A 12,791-nucleotide genomic window follows, 5' to 3' on the forward strand; every position below is an offset into this window, starting at 1 on the left:
CTTACTTCGAAACCAAGGTCGGAATATGGGCTTCGCGAGCCCATTCCGGGATTTCCGGGACCTTCCAGTTGAACATCTTCTCGGCGTTCTTGTAGAGGATCATCTCCGCTTCGTCGTCGGGGATGTCCGCGAAGAGTTCCTCCACCTTCGGCTGAGTTTCGTCCCAGATGCAGTTGGCGTGCGGGTAGTCGCACTCCCAGAAGATCTTGTCGAGACCGATCTCGTGGCGGTTGGCCAGGCCGTACGGCTCGTCGATCATGCAGAACCACATGTTGCGCTTGCAGATCTGCGACGGCGTCAGGCTCTGGTCCAGGTCGCCCCAGTACTTGTGAAGACCGTACTGGCGATCGGCACGCTCGAGAGTGACCGGCACCCAGCCGATTCCACCCTCGGAGTACACGAGCTTGATCTTCGGGTACTTACGAGCCACCGGGCCGTACATCATGCCGACAGCGTGGGTGATGGTCTGCGTCATGCTCAGTGCGATCTCGAGCGCCGCCGAGGACTCCGGCGGGCGGTACGCCTTCCAGCCACTGGACGCGATGTGCATGCAGACAGGAATGCCTTCGGATTCGCAGATTTCCCAGATCGGGTTCCAGTAGTCCGAGTAGTAGGACGGCAGGCCGAGGTTGCTGGTCTCCTCGGGGATGGTGATCGCCCGGAAGCCGCGCTCGAGGTTGCGCTTGATCTCCTTGACGGCAGCTTCGATGTCCCAGAGCTGGATGATCGCCATCGGCACATACATCTCGGGTGCGACGAGGTGCCAGTCGTACATGAAGTCGTTCCAGGCCTTCACGCAGTAGTCTGCGAGTTCCTTGTCCTGGAAGTTGATGAACAGGGCACCACCGAAGCGCGGAAGGGTCGGGAAGCTCAGGCTCGACATGATGCCGGCCCGCTCGAAGTCCGTCTTACGAGCAGCCGCGTCGTAGCAACCCGGGATCATGTCCTCGAATCGCATCGGCTCCCGGCCCCACTCCTCCTGCGGCTTGCCCGCAACGGCGTTGAGACCCAGGTAGGTGTGGCGAGTGTCCTCGTACATCCAGTACTCGGCACCGTTCTCGTCCTCGAGAACACGTGGGGCGCGGTCCTTGAACCGCGCGGGTACCCGCGAAGTCCAGGTGTCGCGCGGTTCGACGATATGATCGTCGACGCTGAACAATTTGCGCATTGACCTTCCTTCTTCCTTCATTGATTGCGGAACCGGTTGGCTCGTCAGATATGTGAGGCCGCGAGTTCCGTTGCCAGGTCGTGTAGTCCGAGGTCGATGAGGACATCGACGGTGTCGGCTCCGAGTTCCGGAGCCGCAGTGAGGCCCGCTCCGCGCTGTCGACGGCGTGCGGCCATCTCCTCGCTTCCGGGATGATCGCCGTCCACGGGAACGACCGCCACCGGAGTCAACGGAACGGTGTACGTCGCGTCGGGCAGCGACACCGGAACGCTCACTCCGAGATGATGAGCATGATCGGTGGCGACCGCTTCGCGGACGGTGCGGACCATCGCGGCGGGAACTCCCGCCTCGGTGAACATCTTCTCCCAGACGTGCGCGGGGCGGGCACCCAGAGCAGCTGCGATCACGGCTGTTTCGTCGTCGCGACCGGCACCGTAGTCGGCTCCGCGTTCCCACGAACCGACGGTCCGGTAGGACTCGGGCAGGCCCACGATGTCGACGAAGCGTTCCCAGTACTTGCGTTCGATGGGGCAGATGAGCAGGACCCGTCCGTCGCCACAGGGGTACATCCGGTAGCGCGAACCCATCGCCTGGAAGGAGGGGCGCGACGGCAGGTCGTTCAGGCCGGCCTGCGCCTCGCGCCACATCCAGGACAGCGCCGCCTCCCAGATGGAAACGGTGACGACCTGACCGGATGCGCCACGTAGGCGCCGGAGCAGGGCTGCCTGGATGCCCAGGGCCGCCCAGATGCCTGCGAGAGCGGTGCCGTGTGCCTGGTACGACGCGGGCACACGGGGCATCCCGTCGTGCCATTCGACCTCGACCAGTCCGGCCATGACGTCGGGCTGGAGGCCGTGGGCCGGCATCGCGGCCCAGGGACCGTCGTCGCCGTATCCCGTCACAGAGCAGTACACGAGCTCGGGATTGGCAGCCAGCAGCGTCTCGGCGTCCACGCCCCGCTTGCGGGCATCTTCGGGTCGGGCACCGACGATCACCACGTCGGCCCACCGGGCCAGGGCCGCCACGGCGGTCGGCCAGGTAGCGGAGCGCCGGTCGAGTGCGATGCTGCGCGTGCCGGCGTTGAGTGCGTGATGCACGTCGGATGTTCCCGCGAAGGGATTGCCGACCTGCCGGTTGCCGTCGCCGCCCCGCGGATTTTCGACCTTGACCACGTCGGCGCCGAAGTGGACCAGTGCCCGGCTCGCCATCGGACCACTGAAGTGGGTGGAGAAGTCGACGACGCGCGGCCAGCCGCGGCCCGAGGGGTTCGAGTGTGACACGGATGAATCGAGTTGTCCCACCATGAATCTCGCCCCCCCTTTCTCGGTTCGTGGAGATGGTGTGTATCGGTATGCATGAGTTGTATCAGCGGCGACGGTGCGGTTTCACTAGCTCCGTCCCATCTCGTGAAATCGAAGTTCGGGGATTTCGACGGAACGAGGCAGTCCCGGCCACGGAAGTGACCGGGACTGCCTCGTCGCCAGGTTCGGAGCCCTCTCGGGCGGGGTTCAGTTCTTCAGGAACGCCTTGTCGAACAACATGATCGAGTCGTTCAACGGGGTGACGCCGTACACGTTCGGTGTCCAGGCCACGAAGTTGATGCCCGCGCCCCACAGCGGCATCGGCTGGTCGACATTCATGAGCTCCTGGACCTTACCGATGGCAGTGCGCTTGGTTTCCTCGTCGGGAGCCGACAGCACCTCGTTGAGCAGTTCGTCCATCTGCGGGCTGTTGTACGCGAGGATGTTGTTGGTCGATGCGCTGTGGAGCGCACCGTAGAGCCGGATCTCCGGGTCCACGTCCGACATGCTGAAGCCACCGAAGCTCAGATCGAAATCCTTGTCCACGAAGCGGCGCTTGACCAGGTCGGTCGAGCTGCTGGCGTACTCGACCGCGGTATCGAAGCCGACAGCATTGAGCTGGGCCTGCACCGCCAGCGCCAGCTCCTGGGAGTCGGGATTGTTGACGCTGAGGAACGTGATCTTGCCGTCGTAGCCGTCGGCCTTCGCCTCGTTCAACAGTTCGGTGGCCCGCTCGGGAGAGGGGGTGATGCCGTCGACGTCGCCGTGCCATGTGGACCACGGCTGGAACATGTCGGTTCCGGGCATGCCCTTGCCTTCGCGGACTCGTTGGTCGATCACCTCGGGATCGACGGCGAAGGCGATGGCCTGACGGACGCGCGGGTCCTCACCCGGACGTCCCGGAGCGGCATTGATCTGGCCGAGAAGCTTGAGGTTGACCGGCTCGGCATATCCCGGGAACTCCGCCATCGCTGCTTCGACGGCCTCTGCGTTGCCCAGGTAGGCCATGTTGATGCCGTTGGTCCGGAGCGCTTCGATCTTGGGCTGGTCGCCGGCGATGGCGACGAACTTCAGGCCGTCGAGGTTCGGCTCTCCGCCCCAGTAGTCGGGGCGTGCCTTCAGTTGCAGCTCCTGCTGTGGTTGCAGGCCGACCACCGTGAACGGCCCTGCACCGATGGGGGTGAACGTGTCGCCCTGCTGGGACGACGGCGCGACGACCATCCCGTGGCCGTACGACAGCAGGGCCGGGAAGGTGGACCATGGGCGGTCCAGGCTGAACACCACGGTCGTCGGATCCGCAGCGGTCGTACTCGTCACGATCTCCTGGTAGAGCTGTGAGTGCGCACCGCGCCGGGTGTTGTAGCGGTCGATGCTGGCGACGACCGCGGCGGCATCGAGCGGAGTTCCGTCGCTGAACGTGACGCCTTCACGCAGCGTCATCGTCCACGTCAGTCGATCGTCGCTTTCTTCCATCGACTCGGCGAGGTGCGGCTCGAACTGTTCCGATTCGATGTCGTACCGCATCAGGACGTCGTAGACGGCGGCCATCTCGGTTCCGCCGGTCGGGCCGGTGGCCTGGGTCAGCGTCGGATCGAGGTTGGTCACCGGCGCGAGCGACGCAAAGGTGAGAGTTCCGCCCTTCACCGGCGGCCCGCCGTCACCCTGGTCGCCGATGACGCCGTGGACCACCTCCCTTTCCGATGAGGAACTTGCCGACGCTTCGTCCGATCCGCCGTTGCTCGCGCACCCGGTGAGCGCCACGGTACCGACCGCAACCGTCGCCAGTATTCGACCGAACCTTCTCGAGAACCTGCTCATGAACAACCTCCTAGAGAGAGGATCGGTCCCCACACCGACGGCGTCGCCCGACCCGCTGCGTTGCGGACTGTATGCTGCATCTCAGCTGTGCCACAAGATCTTTCGATAAAAAAGCGTTTTTCCGATATACGGAATGCCGTTGACGGACCGCACATTACGGCCGAGGCTGCAAGTGCGTCTCCCTACCGACCGTAGGGGGACGGCCCGTATGTTTCGGCCACGCGTGTGGTCACGCCCGTGATCTCGCCAATCCGTACCGCAGCATCGCCCCTTCGGACAAGACCCGACATCCCGGTTCGGGGACCTCCGGGAGCCCCTGCGGCAGAGCCGTCGGAGAGACCCGGAACAGCTCCGGCGCCCGGCGCGACATCCACACCCGTAGCCTCGCCCCTCGGTGCCGCGCCATCGGACGCGCGCGCTCGACGAGCCCGAGGCCGGCCGGGACACCGGACGGCGCAGCTCCCGAACACTGCCCTGCCGGTGTGCCGAATGGCCGATGATCGAGCCTTTGATCAGCGGTTTCACCGTTCGATGGTTCGCGCTTGGGCCATTCGTCCGAGAATCGGCCATGCCCGTCGACACCAGGCTCTCGGGTCCGGCGGCCGGGAGGTCGCCTCGCGATTCGGCCGGCGCGGGGCCGCGAAGAGCTCGCTTCTCTACGCCGCAGATACAGACCGACGGGTCCATTCCCACCATCGGCAGGCGGTCTCACGACGCCGTTCTGTCGCACCGGCAACTCGATGCCATTCAATGGGACCAGCGCTCACGGCTTCGGATGTGGCGGAGGCTACATTCGAGTCGCACCCGGTCGGGTGGTGGCCGGCAATCGGTTCGCGAGCCGCTCTCCCTCGATCCCGCATCGATGCGCATCCCAGGAGGGTGAGTATGTGATCCGCCGAAGATGCTCTTCACCACCCCGGCAGGACACGGTCCGGTGCAGTTCGCTTCCGTCATCGTCTTCCGGCACAGGTCCGGCCACGTCGGAGATCGATCGTTCACGAAAATAGGAAGGAGGCGGTGACGCGGTGGCACGAACAGTGATCGACAAGGTGATCGAACTGGTCGTCGTGCTCTTCATCGTCAGTCTCGGCACGTTCGCCCTCGTCTCGCTCATCCCCGGCGACCCATCGGTTGCTGTTCTCGGCGAAGGGCGTGCCCCGGAGGAGTACGCCCGGGTTCGCGCGGAGATGGGTCTCGACGACCCCTTCCTGACGAGGTACTGGGGCTGGCTGTCCGGGGCGCTGCAGGGCGACCTGGGGCAGTCGATGGTCCCGCCTCAGGGTGAGGTCACCGAGAGCATCGGCCTGGCACTGCCGGTCAGCTTCCAGCTGGCTCTGATGGGCCTCGTCATCGCCATCGCGGTGTCGATTCCACTCGCGATGTACTCTGCCCGGCACCAGGGCGGCTGGATCGACCGCATGATCAGCGCCGGCACGTTCGGCATCCTGTCGGTCCCCAGCTTTCTCGCCGGGCTCCTGCTCATCATGGTGATGGTCAACTATCTGGGCTGGTTCCCACGTTCGCAGTGGGTGCGCATCTCCGAGGACCTCGGCCAGAATCTGTACCACGCCTTCCTGCCGGCCCTGACCATCAGCCTGCTCGAACTGGCGATGTTCACCCGTATCCTCCGTAGCGACCTCGTGACCACGCTCAAGGAGAACTTCATCCTCGTGGCGAAGGCGAAGGGGATGTCGAACGCCCGGCTGCTCTTCAGCGATGCTCTGCGGCCGTCGTCCTTCTCCCTCATCACCATGATCGGCGTCGTGATCGGCTCGATGATCGGCAGCACCGTGATCGTCGAGACCCTGTTCTCCCTGCCGGGGATGGGCTCGCTCATCGTCCGGGCGGCGCAGCAGGGTGACATTCCGATGGTGCAGGGAGCCGTCCTCGTGATCGCGGCGATCTACGTCATCGCGAACGCGGTCATCGACCTCTCCTACGGATACCTCGACCCAAGGAGTCGGCGTGCCCATGTCTGAGACGACCATCATCGAGAACCCGACGGACACCGGTCCCCTCGCCGAGGAGACGACGTCGGAGACCGCAGTGAACCCGACCGACCGAGAGGAACTGCGCCGGCTCTATCGTGTCGGCTCGGTCCTGACGGTCGTGGGCGCGCTCGCTGCGGGCCTCGCCGCGGCGCCGTTGCTCATCGTCCCGGTTCGCGTGCTGATCTTCCTGGCCGCCCTCGTGTTGCTGTACACGGGCGTGCGGCGGCTGGGACTGGCACGCTTCGGCCCCGACTTCGATCTCACCTTCATCCTGTCCTGCACCTGGCTGGCCGTGTTGGCCGCAGCCGCGCTGCTGGCCCCGCTCCTGCCCCTGGCCGAGCACGAGGACACCGCCAAGACGCTGACCTCGCCGAGCTACGCGCAGCCGAGCCTGTTCTCCGACCACCCGCTGGGCACCAACAATTTCGGTCTCGACCTGTTGGCCCGATCGGTCTACGGGGCCCGGTACTCGCTGGTGGTCGCCATCTCCGCGGTGCTGATCGGCATGATCGTCGGCGGCGCGATCGGTGTGCTCGCCGGGTACTTCGGTGGGTGGATCGATCGGATCGTCGGTGTGCTCACCAACTCGCTCCTCGCGGTTCCCTCGTTGATCCTGCTCATCGCCCTTGCGTCGGTCCTCGAGACGAACCTGCGCAACATCTCGTTCGCGCTCGCCATCCTCGCGATTCCCAGCATGGCCCGCATTGCACGAGCCAATACGCTGGTGTTCTCGCAACGAGAGTTCGTTCTGGCAGCACGCGCGATGGGTGCCACCCGGTTGCGGGTGATGGTCCGAGAGATCGCCCCCAACGTCGTCCTTCCGCTGGCTTCGATGGGCATGGTCCTGATCTCCGCGATGATCGTCGCGGAAGCCTCGCTGAGCTTCCTCGGCCTGGGCATCCAGCCCCCCACCCCCACCTGGGGCAACATGATCGCCGAAGGTCAGGGCACCGTATTCGAGCAGTATCCGCACATCGTCTGGGTGCCCGGATTGTTCCTGTTCCTGACAGTGTTCTCGTTCAACCTCGTCGGTGAGAAGGCGCAGAAGCGCACCGGCGGTACTCGGGAGGTGAAACTGTGACCCGCAACGAACCGCTGTTGACGGTGAGCGAGGTATCCACACGGTTCCGTACCAAGCGAGGCCGGCTCAGAGCCGTCGAGAACGTGTCGCTCAGTCTGGAACCGGGTGAGACCCTGGGGTTGGTCGGTGAATCGGGCTCCGGAAAATCCGTTCTGGGCCAGACGATCATGGGGCTCGTCTCGCACGGCGGGAAGACCACCGTGACCGGCACCGTGCTCTTCGAGGGCCGGGACATGCAGAAGCTGACCCGCAAGGAACAGCAGCAGGTGTGGGGCAAGGACGTCGCGATGGTCTTCCAGGACCCGATGTCCGCCCTCAACCCGTTCAAGAAGATCGGCACGCACATCACCGAATCCCTGCGCGCCCACCTGGGCCTGGACAAGGCCCAGGCGCGTGAACGGGCCATCGAGATGCTGCGCAAGGTCCGCATTCCCGAGCCGACCCGGCGCATCGACCAATACCCCCACGAACTGTCCGGTGGTATGCGTCAGCGTGTCGTGATCGCGATGGCCCTGGCCTGCGATCCCAAGTTGGTCATCGCCGACGAACCCACCACCGCACTCGACGTGACGGTCCAGAAACAGATCCTCGAGCTGCTCGATGCACTCCGCACCGAGACCGGTATGGCGGGGATCCTCATCAGCCACGACCTCGGAGTCGTGGCAGGGCAGACCGATCGGGTTGCGGTGATGTACGCGGGCCGGATCGTCGAGACCGCGCCCACGCGGCAGTTGTTCACCTCGCCCCGGCACCCGTACACCGAGGCACTGCTCGCCGCGGTCCCCCGCATCGAGCAGGACCCGCACACCCGGCTCGAATCGATCGAGGGCGGACTGCCCGACATGACCGCCCCGCCCCAGGGCTGCGCGTTCGCGTCGCGGTGCAAGTACAGTCGGCAACAGTGCCGGGAGACGGTCCCCCATCTCGTTCCGTCCTCGGATACCGTCGGAGCCCCCCATCCCCACGAGGTGGCCTGTCATTTTCCTTTGGACGGTCGACCTGCAACCGATCTCGGTATGCCCCGCCTGGAAACACTCGATGATCGCGTGCTGGAAATGGAGGCAATCTGATGGCAGGTAGTGGAGTCGCGCACCTGCGCACGAACGACGAGCCCGTCCTCTCCGTCGAGAATCTGGTCGTCGAATTCCCGGCCGGCCGTCATCAGACGGTCTACGCGGTCTCGGACATCAGCTTCGATCTCCTGCCGGGGGAAACCCTCGGGATCGTCGGCGAATCCGGGTGCGGGAAGTCGACGGCAGGTCGGGCCGTGATGCAGCTACCGGCTCCGAAGTCCGGCAATGTCCGGATCGACGGGACAGAGTTGTCTTCGCTCAGTGCCTCTGCGCTGCGCCGGATCCGCGCGAAGATGCAGATGATCATGCAGGATCCCATTTCGTCGCTGAATCCGCGCCGCAAGGTCAAACATCTGGTGACCGAGGGGCCTCGCATGTGGGGCCGGCAGGACAAGGAAGCACTCGAGAAGCGTGGTCGGGAGCTGCTCTGGGCGGTCGGTCTCGATCCGGACATGGTGTGGGAGCGACTGCCCGGAGAGTTGTCGGGTGGTCAGTGCCAACGGGTGTGTATCGCGCGAGCGATGATGCTCGAGCCGAAGTTGCTCATCTGCGACGAGCCGGTGTCGAGTCTCGATGTCTCGGTGCAGGCGCAGATCCTCAATCTGCTCGAGCAGACGAAGGCCGAGTTCGACCTGACGATGATCTTCATCGCCCACAACATGGCCGTGGTCAAGAACATCAGCGACCGGGTCATGGTGATGTATCTGGGCAAGGTGTGCGAGATCGCACCCAGCCGGAACATGGAACATCAAGCGCGGCATCCATATACGCGTCTGCTGCTGGCTTCCATTCCGGATCCGGATATCCATCGTGAGGAGACCGAGGCCACGCCGGTGATCGAAGGCGACCTTCCGTCGCCGCTGGATCCGCCGTCCGGCTGCCGCTTCCGCACGCGTTGTCCGCTGGCGACCGAGCGCTGTGCCGCGGAGGAGCCGCTCCTCCGCGAGGTGAACGAGGGGCACTACGTAGCGTGCCATCACGTCTGATCGATTCTCCCCGGGTGGCCGGATCACCTGCCACCCGGGGGAACAGTCAGTCGCCTATGCTCACCGAATCGGCTACGGACGAGCGAACGTCGAAACGGTCCTCGAGCATCTGCAGGATCTCCCGTCGGCCGGCAAGGATCTCGCGCCGGACCACCGCGACCTGATTGTCGCGGTCGGTCGTTACCGACCATTTGTCCCACCATGTCTCCAGCGAAGGTTCGGGAGCACGTACGGCAACCGAGAACTTCAACCGGACGGCATGATCGGAGCCTTCCACCGGCCGAGTTCGCACGACGAAGTCGGACTCGGGGAACAGGACCCACATCTGATCTTCGTTGATCTCGATACGGCAGTCTTCGAGCAGGTGAGGGTGCCCGCTGAAAGCCGCGGCCAGCTGGGGGTCCAGGCCGGTGCGGACAGGTTGGGAAGGACAGGCCATGGTGGCAACCTCCGATCGAGGGGGAGAAACAGTTGTCGAACTTGTCGGGAGCGTCATTCGACGACGAACCCGGTGGTCGTGAGACAACGATTTCCGATGTCTCCGAGAGACGGGCTCACAACGCACGCATGTAATCGGCCAACTTCGCATGAGTCTGCTCGTGCAGATCTCCTGCTCGGCGGACGCCGCCGCGCCCCTTCGGGGCAGCAGGAACCAAGCGTGTGGCGATGGCTTCTGCCGTCTGCTTGACCACGCGTGCATGTGCTTGGAGTGTCGCGCGATTGGTGGTGGCCGGCCCGGTGATCGACACGGCACCGACGACGCCCGACGAGGAGAGGATCGGCGCGGCGACACACGACAGTCCGCTGATGGAATCACCGAAGTCGGTTGCGATGCCGGTGCGCCGCGCGGTCTCCAGGATCGATGTCAGGCTCGGCGCACCGGGGCGGGTGGGAATGGTCGCGATATCGACGAGGATTCGCTTCCAGGCGCTTTCCGGCTGTGCCGAGAGGAGGGCGCGCCCGATGGCCGTGCGGTGGGCGGGCAACCGGCCGCCGATGCGGGTCGGAACCTCGCTCCGAGCGGGGCCCACCTTGTCGATGTAGACGACCTCGTCGCCGTCCAGGATGCCCAGATGCACGGTTTGCGCACACTGCTGCTGTGCCTGGAAGAGCCAGGTTCCGGCCTGGGCGCGCAGTCGGGAGGCATCGGCGGCCAGACCGCCGACCTCGAAGAGGCGCAACCCGATTCGGTATCCGGCGGCTACTCGCTCGATCCATCCGACCTCGCGCAGTTGCTCGGCGAGTCGATAGACGGTGGAGCGCGGCAGGCCGGTGCGCACGGTCAGGTCGTCGAGGGAGAGCGCGCGGCCGTCGTCGAATGCATCGATCACCACCGCCGCGCGTCCGAGCACCGAGCGGTGCCCGCTCCCGCGGCGTGGAGCGGTCTCGATCTCGAAGTCTTCGGGGGTGTTCTGCAGGACGGTCATGGCCACTCCTAGACAAACATCATCATTGCTTTGATCTATGCATAGAATATTTGGAATGTGATCTGCGTCAAGTCGATTTCGGATGAAAAACGTTGACTACCAGGACTTTCGGAGATCACGCAGGGTCGGGGCGCCGCCTCCGACGTCACCCGGTCTCTTATGCGGCCGATTCGACCGCAGCGCACGATATGGGCTATCCACCTCGCGTCATCGCGTCGGACCATTCGACGAGTTCGTCGGCGAAGCGCTGGAACAACATCGCGAAGTCGAGAACCTCCTGATCGAGGAAGTCCCCCAGCCGAGCAGTGATCAAGCCGTGAAACTGTTGTTCGATCCGGCGCGCGGCCTGTTTACCCGAAGGGGTGGCCGCCAGAATCGTCACGCGGCGATCGTCGGCCGGGACGGTGCGTTCGACCAGCCCGTCACGAACGAGGCCCTCGACGAGCCGACTGGCGTGCGAGACACCGAGATTGCTGGCCATGGCCAGATCTCCGAGGCGACGCGGTCCGTGCTGGTCCAGCTCTCGGAGCATGGTGTAGGCAGGGCGCTCGAGACGAACGCCCGGAATCCCCGTATCCACGGGATACACGCCGGCAGCCGCGAAGGCGCGAGCGGCGCGCACCCATGCATCGAGCACTCCTGCTACTGCTGCCTCGCGGGCACGAATCTCGCGGGTTGTGACTGAGGTCATATGAGAAGCACACCACAATTCATTCTCATTGACAACTATTGCGGCCGGAAACTTTTGTCGTCCGGAAAATTTGTCATGCTTCCAGCGACGCATGGGTGCCGAAAACCCGACGGTGATAGACCAACGGGGACCCCTCGCAGGTCTGGACCGACACCACTCGCCCGAGAGCGATGATGTGGTCGCCACCTTCCACCAGATCGACGACATCGCAGGCCAGCCACCCGACCGAGCCCTCGAGCCGAGGAAGACCGGAGTCCGCCTGCCAGCCGATGCCGTCGAACTTTCCGACACCACGACTGGATGCGAACCGCAGAGCGGTCGGGGCCTGGGCGGCCGAGAGAATGTTGACACCGAACCGGTTCGCGGACCGGATCGCGGTGAGCAGGGTCGAGCGGTGGTCGAGGGAGACCAGGACCATGGGAGGGTCCATCGAGAGCGACGAGAACGCACTCACGGTCGCTCCGTAGTGCTCGTCCTCCCATGTGGTGGTCACCACCGACACCGGTGTTGCCACCGAGGCCATCGCCTCGCGGAAACCCCGCTGAATTCCGGTTTCGAGTTGCGCAGTCATAGCGTGCCTTCCGTGTGGTCCTCGTCGCGGCACGACGGCACCGTGCCGCATTTCCGGGAGCCGTACAGACGTTCTCCGAACGGCCCTGTCGCTCAAAACCTTTCTTCTCGTCGAGGCGCCGCGAATCGCCGGTCCTGCGGTGCCGGATCGAACTGTCAGGACACCGTGGCCCGCGGCCTGTAGAACACGGCCATCAGTCCCGCTGCCGCGAGCACCCCCACCGCAACCGAGAGACCGGCCCAGCCGAGTCCGAAGAACTCGAATCCGATCGCGTGATCGAGCGACCAGCGACCCGGACCGACGAGCGCCGGCACGACGGCCACCATGCCCACCAGCAGGGTGTACTCCCAGCCGCCCTTGAAGACGAAATAACCCTTGCCACGATGGTCGGTGAGTGCCGCGACCAGCATCAGGCCGATGAATGCGGCCGACGCGACCGGCGTGAGGAGCCCGAGCAGAAGCAGTGCGCCCGCGCCGATCTCGGTGTAGGCGGCGAGCGCGGCGTGCAGGCGACCCGGACGCAGGCCGAGGGATTCGAACCATCCCGCCGTGCCGGTCAGCCCTCCGCTACCGAAGATCTTGTTGGCGCCGTGCACGATGAGCATGCCGCCCAGCGCGATCCGCAGCACCAGCATCGCCAGGTCGAGTTCCGTATCCACTCCAGTCCTTTCACCTCGCTGCCCG

12 protein-coding genes are annotated in these 12,791 nt (G+C 64.9%); 4 read left to right on the forward strand and 8 right to left on the reverse strand.

Annotated features, from left to right (window positions below; all coding sequences use genetic code 11):
• Position 1 precedes the first annotated feature (1 nt).
• From C6Y44_RS23885 to C6Y44_RS23895, 3 genes are all read right to left on the reverse strand, one after another.
• Positions 2–1,168 (reverse strand): amidohydrolase family protein, encoded by a 1,167-nt coding sequence (locus C6Y44_RS23885; protein WP_120280798.1) that lies wholly within the window; start codon positions 1,166–1,168, stop codon positions 2–4.
• A 44-nt stretch (positions 1,169–1,212) separates the two neighbouring features.
• On the reverse strand, positions 1,213–2,448 hold the full coding sequence (locus C6Y44_RS23890; RefSeq protein ID WP_159417230.1) for a CaiB/BaiF CoA transferase family protein: 1,236 nt from the start codon (positions 2,446–2,448) through the stop codon (positions 1,213–1,215).
• A gap of 228 nt (positions 2,449–2,676) precedes the next feature.
• Positions 2,677–4,320 carry an ABC transporter substrate-binding protein gene (locus tag C6Y44_RS23895; protein WP_225623673.1) on the reverse strand — a complete coding sequence of 548 codons (1,644 nt, stop codon included), beginning with the start codon at positions 4,318–4,320 and terminating at the stop codon, positions 2,677–2,679.
• A 992-nt stretch (positions 4,321–5,312) separates the two neighbouring features.
• Between C6Y44_RS23895 and C6Y44_RS23900 the strand changes: the two genes are divergently transcribed.
• Genes C6Y44_RS23900 through C6Y44_RS23915 form a run of 4 tightly spaced genes read left to right on the forward strand, consistent with a single transcriptional unit; the run spans position 5,313 to position 9,418 of the window.
• Positions 5,313–6,266, forward strand: a complete 954-nt coding sequence (locus C6Y44_RS23900; RefSeq protein ID WP_120280801.1) for an ABC transporter permease — start codon at positions 5,313–5,315, stop codon at positions 6,264–6,266.
• Positions 6,259–7,359: an ABC transporter permease gene (locus tag C6Y44_RS23905; RefSeq protein WP_120280802.1), complete on the forward strand. Its 1,101-nt coding sequence runs from the start codon at positions 6,259–6,261 to the stop codon at positions 7,357–7,359. Before C6Y44_RS23900 ends, C6Y44_RS23905 begins: the two co-directional genes overlap by 8 nt.
• Positions 7,356–8,429, forward strand: coding sequence for an ABC transporter ATP-binding protein (locus C6Y44_RS23910; protein WP_120280803.1), 1,074 nt, complete (start codon positions 7,356–7,358; stop codon positions 8,427–8,429). The genes C6Y44_RS23905 and C6Y44_RS23910 overlap by 4 nt, the downstream gene beginning before the upstream one ends.
• Entirely contained in the window at positions 8,429–9,418 is a 990-nt protein-coding gene (locus tag C6Y44_RS23915; protein WP_120280804.1) for an ABC transporter ATP-binding protein, read from the forward strand. Before C6Y44_RS23910 ends, C6Y44_RS23915 begins: the two co-directional genes overlap by 1 nt.
• A 46-nt stretch (positions 9,419–9,464) precedes the next feature.
• On the opposite strand, the gene C6Y44_RS23920 is transcribed toward C6Y44_RS23915, so the two are convergent.
• The 5 genes from C6Y44_RS23920 to C6Y44_RS23940 all read right to left on the reverse strand — a co-directional run bounded on the left by C6Y44_RS23920 (position 9,465) and on the right by C6Y44_RS23940 (position 12,766).
• Positions 9,465–9,857 carry a hypothetical protein gene (locus C6Y44_RS23920; protein ID WP_120280805.1) on the reverse strand — a complete coding sequence of 131 codons (393 nt, stop codon included), beginning with the start codon at positions 9,855–9,857 and terminating at the stop codon, positions 9,465–9,467.
• A 115-nt stretch (positions 9,858–9,972) separates the two neighbouring features.
• Positions 9,973–10,845 carry an IclR family transcriptional regulator gene (locus C6Y44_RS23925; protein ID WP_120280806.1) on the reverse strand — a complete coding sequence of 291 codons (873 nt, stop codon included), beginning with the start codon at positions 10,843–10,845 and terminating at the stop codon, positions 9,973–9,975.
• A 193-nt stretch (positions 10,846–11,038) separates the two neighbouring features.
• Positions 11,039–11,536 carry a MarR family winged helix-turn-helix transcriptional regulator gene (locus tag C6Y44_RS23930; protein WP_159417228.1) on the reverse strand — a complete coding sequence of 166 codons (498 nt, stop codon included), beginning with the start codon at positions 11,534–11,536 and terminating at the stop codon, positions 11,039–11,041.
• A 73-nt stretch (positions 11,537–11,609) separates the two neighbouring features.
• Complete coding sequence (locus C6Y44_RS23935; protein ID WP_159417227.1) at positions 11,610–12,107, reverse strand: flavin reductase family protein; 498 nt, start codon at positions 12,105–12,107, stop codon at positions 11,610–11,612.
• A gap of 155 nt (positions 12,108–12,262) precedes the next feature.
• Positions 12,263–12,766 (reverse strand): DoxX family protein, encoded by a 504-nt coding sequence (locus tag C6Y44_RS23940; protein WP_225623674.1) that lies wholly within the window; start codon positions 12,764–12,766, stop codon positions 12,263–12,265.
• Positions 12,767–12,791 lie beyond the last annotated feature (25 nt).

This window comes from Rhodococcus rhodochrous (assembly GCF_014854695.1).
In the GTDB taxonomy this organism is placed as follows: Bacteria; Actinomycetota; Actinomycetes; order Mycobacteriales; family Mycobacteriaceae; genus Rhodococcus.